Source organism: Mycobacterium sp. SMC-16 (genome assembly GCF_046250085.1).
In the GTDB taxonomy this organism is placed as follows: domain Bacteria; phylum Actinomycetota; class Actinomycetes; order Mycobacteriales; family Mycobacteriaceae; genus Mycobacterium; species Mycobacterium phocaicum.
Map to the genome: position 1 here is coordinate 4,746,458 of NZ_CP176427.1, position 14,922 is coordinate 4,761,379.

At 65.7% G+C, this 14,922-nt stretch carries 9 protein-coding genes; all 9 read right to left on the reverse strand.

From position 1 onward, the window contains the following. Positions 1-46 precede the first annotated feature (46 nt). Complete coding sequence (locus ACJEIK_RS23075) at positions 47-1,459, reverse strand: amino acid permease (RefSeq protein ID WP_135356866.1); 1,413 nt, start codon at positions 1,457-1,459, stop codon at positions 47-49. Between the two features lie 31 nt (positions 1,460-1,490). Next, complete coding sequence (locus ACJEIK_RS23080) at positions 1,491-2,240, reverse strand: deoxyribonuclease IV (RefSeq protein WP_135356865.1); 750 nt, start codon at positions 2,238-2,240, stop codon at positions 1,491-1,493. Between the two features lie 122 nt (positions 2,241-2,362). Beyond that, positions 2,363-6,319 carry a DNA-directed RNA polymerase subunit beta' gene (locus ACJEIK_RS23085; protein WP_061003239.1) on the reverse strand — a complete coding sequence of 1,319 codons (3,957 nt, stop codon included), beginning with the start codon at positions 6,317-6,319 and terminating at the stop codon, positions 2,363-2,365. 60 nt (positions 6,320-6,379) lie between these two features. Further along, complete coding sequence (locus ACJEIK_RS23090; RefSeq protein ID WP_409430346.1) at positions 6,380-9,865, reverse strand: DNA-directed RNA polymerase subunit beta; 3,486 nt, start codon at positions 9,863-9,865, stop codon at positions 6,380-6,382. 614 nt (positions 9,866-10,479) lie between these two features. After that, positions 10,480-11,502 (reverse strand): ABC transporter ATP-binding protein, encoded by a 1,023-nt coding sequence (locus ACJEIK_RS23095; protein WP_061003231.1) that lies wholly within the window; start codon positions 11,500-11,502, stop codon positions 10,480-10,482. Between the two features lie 259 nt (positions 11,503-11,761). Continuing rightward, positions 11,762-12,148 (reverse strand): 50S ribosomal protein L7/L12, encoded by a 387-nt coding sequence (rplL, locus tag ACJEIK_RS23100; protein WP_135356862.1) that lies wholly within the window; start codon positions 12,146-12,148, stop codon positions 11,762-11,764. 45 nt (positions 12,149-12,193) lie between these two features. After that, on the reverse strand, positions 12,194-12,724 hold the full coding sequence (gene rplJ / locus ACJEIK_RS23105) for a 50S ribosomal protein L10 (RefSeq protein WP_135356861.1): 531 nt from the start codon (positions 12,722-12,724) through the stop codon (positions 12,194-12,196). Positions 12,725-12,985: 261 nt separating this feature from the next. Further along, on the reverse strand, positions 12,986-13,897 hold the full coding sequence (locus ACJEIK_RS23110) for an ATP-grasp fold amidoligase family protein (RefSeq protein WP_409430347.1): 912 nt from the start codon (positions 13,895-13,897) through the stop codon (positions 12,986-12,988). A gap of 4 nt (positions 13,898-13,901) precedes the next feature. Continuing rightward, positions 13,902-14,840: a methionyl-tRNA formyltransferase gene (locus ACJEIK_RS23115; protein ID WP_409430348.1), complete on the reverse strand. Its 939-nt coding sequence runs from the start codon at positions 14,838-14,840 to the stop codon at positions 13,902-13,904. Positions 14,841-14,922: the final 82 nt, after the last annotated feature.

Consider the following 14,922-nt stretch of genomic DNA (forward strand, 5'->3'; position numbering starts at 1 on the left):
GATGGCCTCGGCCGTCACCGACACGCGCCGGCGAGCTGCGATTCGCCTAGTGGCGCGTCACCACCTCGGTGGCGCGATCGCCGCGGTGCACGAAGTACCCCAGCGTCACGATGACGAACCAGATGGCACCCACCAGGATCGCGGTCCGTCCGTCGTCGGTGAAGAACAGCAGCACGACGACGAGCGCCAGGAAGCCGAGCGCCAGGAACGTCGTGTACGGCGCCCCCGGCAGCCGGTAATCCGACGCCGGCAACACACCGGCAGCGACCCGCTGGCGATAGATGAAGTGCGACACCAGGATCGAGCCCCACACGAAGATGATGCCGATGGTCGACACCGAGGTGATGTAGGCGAACGCCTTGTCCGGCGACAGGTAGTTCACCAGGACGCCGACGCCCATGGTCAGGGCCGAGAAGCAGATCGCGAGCATCGGCACGTGGCGGCTGCTCAGCGCCTGCAGACCGGCGGGCGCGTCACCGCGCTGGGCGAGGCTGCGCACCATGCGCCCCGTCGAATAGATACCCGAGTTGCATGACGACAGCGCCGCAGTCAGCAGGATGAAGTTCACGATGCCCGCGGCGGCGGGGATGTTCAGGTACTGGAACACCGCGACGAACGGGCTGTGGCCGGCGTGGTAGTTGCGCCAGCCCTGCACCGACAGGATCACGATCAGCGCGCCGACGTAGAACAGGCCGATGCGGAAGGGCAGCGTGTTGATCGCCTTGCGCAGCGTCACCTTCGGGTTCTCGGCCTCGCCCGCGGTGACACCCACGAGCTCGACACCGACGTAGGCGAACACCACGATCTGCAGGCTCAGCAACGCCGAGCTGAAGCCCGTCGGGAAGAAGCCGCCGTCGTTCCACAGGTTGCTCACGCTGGGGCCGGTGGCCGGGCCGAAACCGGCGATCGGCAGCAGCACACCGATGCCGATGATGATCATGCCGATGATCGCGGTCACCTTGATCATCGAGAACCAGAACTCGGCCTCACCGAAGATCTTCACCGAGATCAGGTTCGCCACGAACAACACCAGCAGGACGACGAGCGCCGTCACCCACTGCGGGATGTCGTGCCCCCACGGCCAGTACTGCACGTACTTGCCGGCCACCGTGATCTCGGCCATGCAGGTCGTGGCCCAGACTGCCCAGTACGTCCAGCCGTTCGCGAACCCGGCGAAGCGGCCCATGAACTCCTCGGCGTACTCCGAGATGCTGCCCGACACCGGGCGGTACACCAGCAGCTCACCGAGCGCCCGCATGATGACGAACACCGCCAGACCGGCCAGCAGGTAGGCCAGGATCAGCGCCGGACCGGCCTTCTCGATAGCGCCGCCGGCGCCGTAGAACAGGCCGGTACCGATGGCCCCGCCGATCGCGATCATCTGCACGGTCCTGGCCGACAGACCGCGCTCGTAACCGACGTCGGGTGTCTCTGCTACCTCAGTGTTGGCGTCTCGCACCCGAGGTGTCTATCACAATTGTCGGGACCGACTAAACGTTCTCACGCAGGAACGCGATGTCGTCCTTCCGGCCGTCCTCGGACGTCTCGCAGATGACCGGAGCGTCCGCGGCGCGCACCACCGCTGCCAGCAACTGCGGGTCGATCTGACCCGAACCGAAGTTCGCGTGCCGGTCGGCCCCCGAGCCGGCGGCGTCGCGGGAGTCGTTGCAGTGCACCAGATCGATGCGGCCGGTGATGGACTTGATGCGCTCGACGGCGTCGACCAGCGCCTCCCCTGCCGCCCAGGCATGGCACGTGTCCAGGCAGAAGCCGATGCCCTTGTCGCCGATGCGATCCCACAGCCGGGCGATCGTGTCGAAGTGCCGCGCCATGGCGTGATCACCGCCGGCGGTGTTCTCCAGATACACCGGCATGTCCGTCTTGAGGGCGTCGAGCGCCTTCACCCACCGCTCGAAGCCGGCGTCCATGTCGTTGTCGTCGGCGTGCCCGCCGTGCACGATCACGGCCGTCGCGCCGATCTCGGACGCCGCATCGCACGTGTCCTGCAGGATCTTGCGCGACGGGATACGCACCTTGTTGTTGGCCGACGCGACGTTGATCAGGTACGGCGCGTGGACGTACAACGGCACCGACGACGCCCGCAGGATCTCGGCGTCCTCGCGGGGCGCGGGTTTCTTCCAGCTCTGCGGGTTGCCGAGGAAGAACTGCACCACATCGGCGCCATCGGCGGCCGCCGCGGCCAGGGGATCGGTGTTGTCGACGTGCGAGCCAATCAGCATGGGGCCCAGCCTAGTTGCGTGGACCGACACCTCGTCGGCCCACGTCCGACGCATCGTGAAACGCAGAACTGCCCCTCTTCCGGAGAAGAGGGGCAGTTCTGTGCGGGTTACGCCACTACCGGTTAGCGGTAGTCGCTGTAGCCGTAGTCATCCAGCGGCACGGCAGCACCAGTGGCCTGACCGAAGTCCGGGCTGTAGTACTGATCCTCGTAGGACGGGATCGTGTACGCCGCAGCGCGGGCTTCCTCGGTCGGCTGGACCTGGATGTTGCGGTACCGGTTGATGCCCGTACCAGCCGGGATCAACTTACCGATGATCACGTTCTCCTTCAGACCCTGCAGCTTGTCGCTACGGCAGTTGATGGCCGCATCGGTCAGCACGCGAGTGGTCTCCTGGAACGACGCCGCCGACAGCCACGAGTCCGTGGCCAGCGATGCCTTCGTGATACCCATCAGCACCGGACGTCCGGCCGCGGGCTCGCCGCCCTCGGCCACGACGCGACGGTTCTCGGTCTCGAACTCGCTGCGCTCGGTCAGCGAACCGGGCAGGAACTCCGTCGAGCCCGAGTCGATGATCGTCACGCGACGCAGCATCTGGCGAACGATGACCTCGATGTGCTTGTCGTGGATCGACACACCCTGTGCGCGGTAGACCTCCTGGACCTCCTTGACGAGGTGAATCTGCACCTCGCGGGGGCCCTGGACGCGGAGCACCTCGTGGGGGTTCGCCGAACCCTCCATGAGCTGCTGGCCGACCTCGACGTGGTCACCATCGGCCAACAGGCGCTCGGTGCCGTCGTCGTGCTTGAAGACGCGCAGGCGACGGTTACGACGCGGCAGCTTGTCGTAGACGACTTCCTCGCCACCATCGTCGGGAACGATGGTGATCTTGTAGAACTTGTCGTCCTCTTCCAGCTGCACCCGGCCGGCCACGTCGGCGATCGGAGCGACGTTGCGGGGCACGCGGGCCTCGAACAGCTCCTGGACGCGCGGCAGACCACCGACGATGTCGGCGCCACCGGTGACGCCACCCTGGTGGAAGGTACGCATCGTCAGCTGGGTACCGGGCTCACCGATGGACTGGGCGGCGACGATACCGACGGCCTCGCCGATGTCGACCAGCTTGCCGGTGGCCATCGAGCGGCCGTAGCACTTGGCGCAGACGCCGGTGCCGGTGGCACAGGTCAGCACCGAACGCACCTTGACCGTCGAGATACCCGCGGCGAGCAGGGCCTCGATCGCCGGGTCACCGAGATCGTGGCCGCGCTCGACGACGACGTTGCCGTTCGCGTCGACCGCATCGGTGGCCAGGGTCCGCGCGTAGGCGGACGTCTCGACGTGGGCGTCGCGCACCAGCGAACCGTCGGCCTGAACCTCGGCCAGCGTGACGATGACGCCGCGCTCGGTCTCACAGTCGGTCTCGCGGACGATGACGTCCTGCGACACGTCGACCAGACGACGGGTCAGGTAACCCGAGTCGGCGGTACGCAGCGCGGTGTCGGCCAGACCCTTACGAGCACCGTGGGTGTTGATGAAGTACTCCAACACCGTCAGGCCCTCGCGGAAGGACGACTTGATGGGCCGCGGGATGAACTCACCCTTCGGGTTCGTCACCAGACCCTTCATGCCGGCCAGGGTGCGGGTCTGCGTGAGGTTACCCGTGGCGCCCGACTTCACGATCGTGATGATCGGGTTGTCCGCCGGGTAGTAGTCCTCCAGCGCCTTACCGACCTCTTCGGTGGCCTGCTGCCAGATCTTGACCAGCGACTCGTTGCGCTCGTCGTGGTTCAGACCACCGCGCTGGTACTTCTTCTCGATCGCGTCGGCCTGGCTCTCGTAGCGCTCCAGGATTTCCTGCTTCTGCGGCGGCACCAGAACGTCGGCCATCGAGACCGTCACGCCCGAGCGGGTCGCCCAGTGGAAACCGGCGTCCTTCAGCTTGTCGACGGTCTGCGCCACGACGATCATCGGGTAGCGCTCGGCGAGATCGTTGATGATCGCCGCCTGGACCTTCTTGTGCATCTGCTTGTCGACGAACGGGTAGCCCTTGGGCAGCAGCTCGTTGAAGAGCACGCGGCCCAGGGTGGTCTCCGCGGTCCACGCGTCGCCCGGCTTCCAGCCGTTCTCGAACAGCTGCGCCTCGATCTCGGCCGGCGGACGCAGGTGCGTCAGACGGACCTTGATCTTCGCGCGCACCGACAGCGCGCCACGGTCCATGGCCATGATGGCCTCGGCCGGGCTGCTGTAGACGCCCTGCTCCGCGCTGTCCTTGGTGGCCGCGACGAACTCGCCGAGGTCACCGTCGATCTGCGTGGTCAGGAAGAACAGACCGGTCACCATGTCCAGACGCGGCATGGCGAGCGGGCGGCCCGACGCCGGCGACAGGATGTTGTTCGACGACAGCATCAGGATGCGCGCCTCGGCCTGCGCCTCCGCCGACAGCGGGAGGTGCACGGCCATCTGGTCACCGTCGAAGTCGGCGTTGAACGCCTCACACACCAGCGGGTGCAGCTGGATGGCCTTGCCTTCCACCAGCTGCGGCTCGAAGGCCTGGATACCCAGGCGGTGCAGCGTAGGTGCACGGTTCAGCAACACCGGGTGCTCGGCGATGACCTCTTCGAGGACATCCCACACCTGGGGACGCTGACGCTCGACCATGCGCTTGGCGCTCTTGATGTTCTGCGCGTGGTTCAGGTCGACCAGACGCTTCATCACGAACGGCTTGAACAGCTCGAGGGCCATCAGCTTCGGCAGACCACACTGGTGCAGCTTGAGCTGCGGGCCGACGACGATGACCGAACGGCCCGAGTAGTCGACGCGCTTACCCAGCAGGTTCTGACGGAAGCGGCCCTGCTTGCCCTTGAGCAGATCGGACAGCGACTTGAGCGGACGGTTGCCCGGACCCGTGACGGGCCGGCCACGACGGCCGTTGTCGAACAGCGCGTCCACAGACTCCTGCAGCATGCGCTTCTCGTTGTTGACGATGATCTCGGGCGCACCGAGGTCGATCAGTCGCTTCAACCGGTTGTTGCGGTTGATGACGCGGCGGTACAGGTCGTTCAGGTCGGAGGTCGCGAAGCGGCCACCGTCCAGCTGAACCATCGGGCGCAGCTCCGGCGGGATCACCGGAACGGCGTCGAGCACCATGCCCATGGGCGAGTTGCCGGACTGCTGGAACGCGGCGACGACCTTCAGACGCTTGAGGGCGCGCAGCTTCTTCTGGCCCTTGCCGTTCTTGATGGTGTCGCGCAGCGACTCGGCCTCGGCGTCGATGTCGAAGGTCTCGATGAGCTTCTTGATCGACTCGGCACCCATGGCGCCGGTGAAGTACTCGCCGTAGCGGTCCTGCAGCTCGCGGTACAGCACCTCGTCGACGATGAGCTGCTTCGGGGCCAGCTTGGTGAAGGTGGTCCAGATTTCGTCGAGCCGGTCCAGCTCACGCTGGGCCCGGTCGCGGAGCTGACGCATCTCGCGCTCGCCACCGTCGCGCACCTTGCGGCGGACGTCGGACTTGGCGCCTTCCTTCTCCAGCTCGGCCAGGTCCTGCTCGAGCTTCTGCGCGCGCTCGGCCAGGTCCAGATCGCGCTGGTCCTCGACAGCCTTCTTCTCGACGACCATCTCGGCCTCGAGCGTCGACAGCTCGTTGTGCCGCATCTCGGTGTCGACCGAGGTGATGACGTAGGCCGCGAAGTAGATGATCTTTTCCAGATCCTTCGGGGCCAGGTCCAGCAGGTAGCCCAAGCGCGACGGAACGCCCTTGAAGTACCAGATGTGCGTGACCGGCGCGGCCAGCTCGATGTGGCCCATGCGCTCACGACGCACCTTGGCGCGAGTCACCTCGACGCCACAGCGCTCGCAGACGATGCCCTTGAAGCGGACGCGCTTGTACTTACCGCAGTAGCACTCCCAGTCGCGAGTCGGTCCGAAGATCTTCTCGCAGAACAGGCCGTCCTTTTCGGGCTTGAGCGTGCGGTAGTTGATGGTCTCCGGCTTCTTGACCTCGCCGTACGACCAATTACGGATGTCTTCCGCGGTGGCCAGGCCGATGCGGAGTTCATCGAAGAAGTTGACGTCTAGCACGTAACTCCCTTTCCCCTTGCGGGTGTATGAATCAGAAAAAGCTGACTACGGGCGGACGGTTTAGGCGAGGTCTTCAACAGACGCGGACTCGTTCCGCGACAGGTTGATACCGAGGTTCGCGGCGGTGCGCTCGAGGTCCTCGTCGTCGCTGTCGCGCATCTCGATCGCGGCACCGTCCGAAGACAGCACCTCGACGTTGAGGCACAGCGACTGGAGTTCCTTGAGCAGAACCTTGAACGACTCCGGGATACCCGGCTCGGGGATGTTCTCGCCCTTGACGATCGCCTCGTAGACCTTCACGCGACCGACGGTGTCGTCGGACTTGATGGTCAGCAGCTCCTGCAGCGTGTACGCCGCACCGTAGGCCTGCATGGCCCAGCACTCCATCTCACCGAACCGCTGGCCACCGAACTGCGCCTTACCACCGAGCGGCTGCTGGGTGATCATCGAGTACGGACCGGTCGAACGCGCGTGAATCTTGTCGTCCACCAGGTGGTGCAGCTTCAGGATGTACATGTAGCCGACCGTGACCGGGTACGGGAACGGCTCACCCGAACGACCGTCGAACAGCTGAGACTTGCCGTCGGCGTCGACCATGACGTCGCCGTCGCGGTTCGGCAGTGTCGCCCCGAGCAGGCCCTGCAGCTCGTTCTCACGGGCACCGTCGAACACCGGGGTGGCGACGATGCTGTCGCGCGGGGCACTCCGCATGCCTTCAGGCAGGTTCGCTGCCCACTCCGGCTCGCCCTCGATGTTCCAGCCGGCCTTGGCGACCCACCCGAGGTGGGTTTCCAGAATCTGGCCGATGTTCATACGACGCGGCACACCGTGGGTGTTCAGGATGATGTCCACCGGGGTGCCATCGGGCATGAACGGCATGTCCTCCTGCGGGAGGATCTTGCCGATGACGCCCTTGTTGCCGTGGCGGCCGGCGAGCTTGTCACCGTCGGAGATCTTGCGCTTCTGAGCCACGTAGACACGGACCAGCTCGTTGACACCGGCGGGCAGATCGTCGTCGTCCTCGCGCGAGAACACGCGGACGCCGATGACCTTGCCGGACTCACCGTGCGGCACCTTGAGCGACGTGTCGCGGACCTCACGGGCCTTCTCACCGAAGATGGCACGCAGCAGGCGCTCTTCCGGGGTCAGCTCGGTCTCACCCTTCGGGGTGACCTTGCCGACCAGGATGTCGCCGTCGCGGACCTCGGCGCCGATGCGGACGATGCCGCGCTCGTCGAGGTCAGCCAGCACCTCGTCGGAGACGTTCGGGATGTCCCGGGTGATCTCCTCGGCGCCCAGCTTGGTGTCGCGGGCATCGATCTCGTGCTCCTCGATGTGGATCGAGGTGAGCACGTCCTGCTCCACGAGCCGCTGGCTCAGGATGATGGCGTCCTCGTAGTTGTGGCCTTCCCACGGCATGACTGCCACGAGCAGGTTCTTACCGAGGGCCATTTCACCGTTCTCGGTGCAGGGACCGTCGGCGATGACCTGGCCGGCCTCGACGCGCTGACCCGAGTCCACGATCGGGCGCTGGTTGGCGCACGTGCCGTGGTTCGAGCGGTTGAACTTGCGCATCCGGTAGGTGTGCCGCGAGCCGTCGTCGGCCATGACGGTGACGTAGTCGGCGGAGACCTCTTCGATGACACCCGACTTGTCGGCGACGACGACGTCACCGGCGTCGATGGCGGCACGCAGCTCCATGCCGGTACCGACCAGCGGGGCCTCGCTGCGCACCAGCGGAACCGCCTGACGCTGCATGTTCGCACCCATCAGGGCGCGGTTGGCGTCGTCGTGCTCCAGGAACGGGATCATCGCGGTCGCGACCGACACCATCTGGCGCGGCGAGACGTCCATGTAGTCGACGTCGTTCGCCGAGACGAATTCGACCTCGCCGCCCTTACGACGGACGAGGATCTTCTCCTCGGTGAAGTGGCCGTTCGCGTCCAGCGGCGAGTTGGCCTGCGCCACGACGTGGCGGTCCTCCTCGTCGGCGGTCAGGTAGTCGATCTGATCGGTGACGATGCCGTCGACGACCTTGCGGTACGGGGTCTCGATGAAGCCGAACGGGTTGACCCGCGCGTACACCGACAGCGAGCCGATCAGACCGATGTTCGGGCCTTCAGGGGTCTCGATCGGGCACATGCGACCGTAGTGCGACGAGTGGACGTCGCGGACCTCGAGGCCGGCGCGCTCACGGGACAGACCACCGGGGCCCAGCGCCGACAGACGGCGCTTGTGGGTCAGACCCGACAGCGGGTTGTTCTGGTCCATGAACTGCGACAGCTGCGACGTACCGAAGAACTCCTTGATCGCCGCCACGACGGGACGGATGTTGATCAGGGTCTGCGGGGTGATCGCCTCGACGTCCTGCGTGGTCATGCGCTCGCGGACGACGCGCTCCATACGCGACAGGCCGACCCGGATCTGGTTCTGGATCAGCTCGCCCACGGTGCGCAGACGACGGTTGCCGAAGTGGTCGATGTCGTCGACCTCGACGGGGACTTCCACGCCACCGGGGGCGGTCATGGTCTTGTCACCGTCGTGCAGGCGCACCAGGTACTCGATGGTGGCGACGATGTCCTCTTCGGTCAGCGTCGTCGCGGTCACCTGGGCGGGGTTGCCGTCGTGCAGGCCCAGCTTCTTGTTGACCTTGTACCGGCCCACGCGGGCCAGGTCGTAACGCTTCTCCTTGAAGAACAGGTTCTCCAGCAGGGTCTGCGCCGACTCCTTGGTCGGCGGCTCGCCCGGGCGCAGCTTCCGGTAGATGTCCAGCAGGGCCTCGTCGGGACCGGCGGTCGGGTCCTTCTCGAGGGTGCCCATCATGATCTCGGAGAAGCCGAAGCGCTCGCAGATCTGCTCGTTGGTCCAGCCGAGCGCCTTCAGCAGCACGGTGACCGGCTGGCGGCGCTTGCGGTCGATGCGGACACCGACGGTGTCGCGCTTGTCGACGTCGAACTCCAGCCACGCGCCACGGCCCGGGATGACCTTGACGCTGTGCAGGGTCTTCTCGGTGGCCTTGTCGATGGACTCGTCGAAGTACACACCGGGCGAACGGACGAGCTGCGAGACGACGACGCGCTCGGTGCCGTTGATGATGAAGGTGCCCTTTTCGGTCATCATCGGGAAGTCACCCATGAAGACCGTCTGGCTCTTGATCTCGCCGGTGGTGTTGTTGATGAACTCAGCCGTGACGAACAGCGGGGCCGCGTACGTCTGGTCCTTTTCCTTGCACTCGTCGACGGGAGCCTTGACCTCGTCGAAGCGCGGGTCGGAGAAGCTCAGCGACAGGGTGCCGGCGAAGTCCTCGATCGGCGACAGCTCGGCGAGGACCTCTTCGAGGCCACCGACCGGGTTGATGTCGCCGCGGTCGACTGCCTTCGAGCGCCAGCGGTCCGAGCCGATCAGCCACTCGAAGGAATCCGTCTGCACTTCGAGCAGGCCCGGAACCTCAAGCGGTTCGCGCAGCTTGGCGAACGAGACTCGGTTCGGCGCTCCTGGGACGGAGTTGTTGGAATCTACTGACTTGCTCTCGCGAGAGACTGCCAAGATGCGTCCTTCCAGCACCTGATGCGACCTTCCGGTGCCGGTCGAAACCGGTCCGAATTGCCGCTCTATCTGCGTCGGTCCGGCTGGCGTTCTCACAGTCCGGGCCTTACAAGACACAGGGCACGCGTCTAGATCACTGAGCAAGACTCAGGCTAGAAGGTGTCAGGTGCGGGTGAGGTGGGCAGGATGCAGCCAGCGCAACGTCCAACATTAGCGTAGGACGGCGCATTCCTCAACCACGGCATGGTGAATCAAGGGTTTGATCGGCTGACGCTGGCTGGCGTCCGGAACCCTCGAATACATGCTGCCCAACAGATTGGCCCGTTTGCGGGCGTCAGTCAAGACTTGCCACGGTGTTTGGTGTGGAGTTTTGCCGGCAACTGGCGAACCGGGGCGCTCTCATCGTGACGCAGCGGGCCCCGCGGCGCCACCCGCACGCCGCCGCCGGCGGACGCGCCGTGACCAAGATCACCGGGCGCCCGGGTCCGTGCGCCGCGTCCGAGCGCGCACACAGCGCCCGCTGAACGCGGTTTTCGCGGCTTGGGTGCACGTGCGCCGAAAACAAATCGCGCCCGGGCTGGTTCAGCCCGGGCGCGATTTTCGCGTTCTGCGGATCAGGCCCGCGGAATCTGAGCGGTCACCGGGTCGTCGGCGTGGCCGTTCTTGTTGAGGTCCTCGAGGATGGCGGCCTGCGCGGCGGGCGGCAGGGTGTGCAGGATCGAGCGCACACGAGCCTGACGACGAGCGACGGCCTGGCGGACCGGCATACCCGGGGTGACCTCGATCTGCGGCGGCACGCCCTCGATCTCCTCGACACCGCCGTCGGAGTGACCGGCGTCGATCGCGGCCTGCTCGGCAGCGGCGGTCGCGGCGTCCTTCTCCTCCGACATACCGATGGGGCCGATACGACGGCCGTTGAGGAACTGCTTGACCGCGGGCTCCTCACTGGTCAGCAGCACCTCGCGGGGGCCGAACATGACCAGGTGCTTGCGGTAGAGCATGCCGATGTTGTCCGGCACCGTACGCACGATGTTGATGTTGTGGGTAACGATCAGCACCGTGGCGTCGATCTGGGCGTTGATGTCGATCAGCAGCTGCGACAGGTAGGCGGTACGGACCGGGTCCAGACCGGAGTCCGGCTCGTCGACCAGGATGATCTTCGGGTCGAGCACCAGGGCGCGGGCCAGGCCGGCACGCTTGCGCATACCACCGGAGATTTCGCCCGGGAACTTGTGACCGTCGTTGGGCATACCCACGACGTCGAGCTTTTCCATGACGATCTTGCGGATCTCGGACTCGGACTTCTTGGTGTGCTCGCGCAGCGGGAAGGCCGTGTTGTCGTAGATGTTCATCGAACCGAACAGCGCGCCGTCCTGGAACAGCACACCGAACAGGGTGCGGATCTCGTAGAGCTCCTTGGCCGAGCACTCGATGATGTTGGTGCCGTCGATGACGATCGAACCGCGCTCGGGACGCAGCAGGCCGATGAGCGACTTCAGGAACACAGACTTACCGGTACCGGACGGGCCCAGCATGACGCTGACCTCGCCGGCGGGGATGGTCAAAGTGACGTCTTCCCAGATCTTCGACGACCCAAAGGACTTACTCAGTCCCGTCACGTCGATTTGGACGCCCATGTGAGATCCCTTCCGCCAGCGCTCGCGCGCCATTTGCTGCCCTGCCTGTGGCTTGAGTCACTGTAGCGCATCGATCGCGAGCTGTTGCACCTTGTTCCAACTATCGGACGGCCCGCCGAAAAGTCACCCTGATGGACGCGGAGCCAACTACCCCATCGTCCCCCGAACGGCTCGAAATGCCCCGATTTATATCCCCTGAAAAGCGAAATCCCCCGGAGTCCGTGCTGGACTCCGGGGGAAAACGTCAGTTCTGGCGAACTTACTTGACGGACACCGATGCGCCGGCGGCCTCGAGCTTGGCCTTGGCGTCCTCGGCGGCCTCCTTCGAGACCTTCTCCAGCAGCGGCTTGGGGGCGCCGTCGACCAGGTCCTTGGCTTCCTTCAGGCCCAGGCCGGAAACGATCTCGCGGACGACCTTGATGACGCCGATCTTCTTGTCGCCGGCACCCTCGAGGATGACGTCGAACTCGGACTGCTCTTCGGCGGCCTCAGCGGCGGCGGGAGCGGCACCGGCGGCGGCAACGGCGACCGGAGCGGCGGCGGTGACGTCGAAGGTCTCCTCGAACTGCTTCACGAACTCCGAGAGCTCCAGCAGGGTCATTTCCTTGAACGCGTCGAGCAGTTCTTCGGCGGACAGCTTGGCCATGTGAATGGTCCTTCCTTATTACTTCTTTTGTGGATGTGGGGTGGGTCAGGCGGCCGAGTCTTCGGCGGCCTTCTTGTCCTGCAGAGCGGCGGCCAGGCGCGCAACCTGGGACGCGGGCGCAACGAACAGCGCCGCGGCCTGGGACTGCTTCGCCTTGAGGGCGCCGGCCAGCTTGGACAGCAGCACTTCGCGCGACTCGAGGTCGGCGATCTTCTCGACCTGGGCCACGGACAGCGCAGCGCCGTCCATGTAGCCGCCCTTGATGACGAGCTGCTTGTGATCCTTCGCGAACTTCTTGAGTGCCTTCGCGGCATCGACCGGCTCGCCGGTGATGAACGCGATGGCGGTCGGACCTGCGAACAGGTCGTCGAGGCCTTCGATCCCGGCCTCCGAGGCAGCGCGCTTGACCAGGGTGTTCTTGGCGACCGTGTAGGTCGTCGAAGCACCGAGGGAACGACGCAGCTCGGCGAGATTGGCAACCGTCAGACCGCGGTACTCGGTCACGACAGTGGCCGTCGAGGCCTTGAACTGTTCGGCGATGTCAGCGACCGCAGTGGCTTTATCAGCCGTGGCCATACATGCCTCCTTGTGGTGTATTCATCGGCCCACTGGAGACTGCCGGGGATTCGGTCCGGAAATGCAAAGCGCCCCGACACAGAAAGGTCGGGGCGCGCAGAATCAAAACTCTGGAAACCTCGTCCTCCTGCGTGGGCCGCCAGGCGTTGCCTGGACCTTCAACCTCTGCGCGCAAGCGCTCAGCGGTGACCGACGGTCTTCGGTGGAACTGGACAAGAGTAGCCGATGGGCTGCCGATCAGCCAAAACGGCGATTCTGCAGCTACGGCCGGCCGCGGCGAACCTGGTCCGGCGTCGGCAACCGCCACTGCCGGCCCTGCTCGAGGTCGAAGCTCATGGGCTCGTACCGCAGCATGCCCGTCCCCGGGTACGGGGTGTACTCGCCGAACCATACGTCGCCGTCGACGGCATAGAGGTCGACGCGGATGAAATCCCAGCCGGTGCCCAGCACGCTCGCGATCTCCAGCATCTTGTCCAGTTCGAGCGGGCGTTCTTCGACGGCGACGGGGTGGATGCGCCACCGCACCGGCAGTTGACGCCAGTCGGCGTCCAGGAATGTGGTGGTCTGCCGCTTCCCGAAGCGGCCGCGATTCACCTGGATCAGCTCGACGCGGCCGTCGAAGACGAAGAACTTGTAGTCGACGGGCGCTTCGCCGTCCGGGGTCGGGATGCGTTCCTCTATCAACAACAGCGGGCGGGCCTGGCTGTAGCCCCACTCGCCGAGCTCCAGTGGCGTCTCCTGGAACCAGCTTCTGGTCTGGTCCCGCAGGCGGGCCAGATCAGTTTGCGGATCGGGACCGAACAGCGCCTGGCCGCTGCTGGCATTGGGCTTGAGCACCCAGGGCGGCAGGGCCGCCAGGTCCGGTGCGTCCCGTAGGTCGGTGCCGCACCAGTACGTGGCGGGAATCCGGAGATCGGCGCCGGGGTACGCCGCGCGGGCCATCTCCTTCATCCACATCTTGTCGCAGGCCCGCACGATCCGGTCCCGGCGATCGTGGAAGATGCGCCAGTTCACCTTCTCGTTGAAGGTCGCGGGCTCACGGAAGTTGCCGGGCTTGCGGATCATCACGAGATAGAGGACGTGCCGCAGGAACCGGACCGGGATCAACGCGAGCAGCCGGCGGCGGATCGACATGAGCCACGACGGCGTGGCGATGTATGTCAGCAGCGGCACGGCCTCATGCCTCGCTGGTGAGGTAGCCGCCGCGGCGGAAGAACTCCGTGCCGTCGTGCTCCTGCCCGTCGGCCGTGCGGAGCCGGGTGATGACCAGGCCGAGGTTCCCGCCGCGGTGGGCATGCGAGCCGCACACCACGGCGCCGCCGCCCTCCTGCACGATCACGCGGCCGGGGGTGCCGCCGTAGCGGATTTCGGAGACCTTGGCCTCGAGCACTTCGATGCGCTCACCGCGGTAGAAGGTGAACGCGCGGGGGTAGGGGTCCGACAGCGCGCGGACGAGGCGCTCGAGGTCTTCGGCCGGCCAGCTCCAGTCGATGAGGCTGTCGCGTTCGGCGCGCTTGTGGAAGTAGGTCCGCTCGGCCTTGTCCTGCGGCCGCCACTGCGCGGTGCCCGCTTCCAGCGCGGTCAGTGCCTCGGCGAGCGCTCCCGGGATCAGGTCGATGCCGCGCATCACCAGTTCGGTGCCGGTGTCGCCGGGCCCGATGGACAGCGAGCGCTGGACCAGGATGTCGCCGGCGTCGAGCTCGGCGTTCATGCGGTGGATGGTCAGGCCGATGTGCGATTCCCCGCTGATCAGCGACCAGATGACCGGTGAGAAGCCGGTGCCCTTCGGCAGCAGGGAGTCGTGCAGGTTCAGGGTGCCGTAGGGCGGCAGGTCGTAGAGCTCGTCCGTCATCCGCGTGTACCAGCTGTTGACGACGATGACGTCGGGTTCGGAGCGCTTGACGAGGTCGATGGTCTCGCGGTTGGCCCGCATGGTCAGGTGGACCGGGATGTCGTGCGCGCGGGCGAGTTCCTCGACGGAGTCCGAGAAGATCGCCTTGTACGACTCCGTGCTGGTGGGGTGCGTGACGACCATCGGCACGTCGTGCCCCAGATCGATCAGCGCTTGCAGCGTCTTGACCCCCCACGTCTGGAAACCGAAGAAGACGACGCGCATGCCAATACCTCACTAAGTCTGATTCCGCTGGCGTGTGAAGACTTGTTCACCCACCGTTAAACAAGATCAACTTAGCTAAGAC

Coding starts and splice junctions, on each gene's coding strand:
- ACJEIK_RS23080 (WP_135356865.1), bottom strand. CDS start 2,240: ATGCTGATTGGCTCGCACGTCGACAACACCGATCCCCTGGCCGCGGCG.
- ACJEIK_RS23095 (WP_061003231.1), bottom strand. CDS start 11,502: ATGGGCGTCCAAATCGACGTGACGGGACTGAGTAAGTCCTTTGGGTCG.
- rplL (WP_135356862.1), bottom strand. CDS start 12,148: ATGGCCAAGCTGTCCGCCGAAGAACTGCTCGACGCGTTCAAGGAAATG.
- rplJ (WP_135356861.1), bottom strand. CDS start 12,724: ATGGCCACGGCTGATAAAGCCACTGCGGTCGCTGACATCGCCGAACAG.
- ACJEIK_RS23115 (WP_409430348.1), bottom strand. CDS start 14,840: ATGCGCGTCGTCTTCTTCGGTTTCCAGACGTGGGGGGTCAAGACGCTG.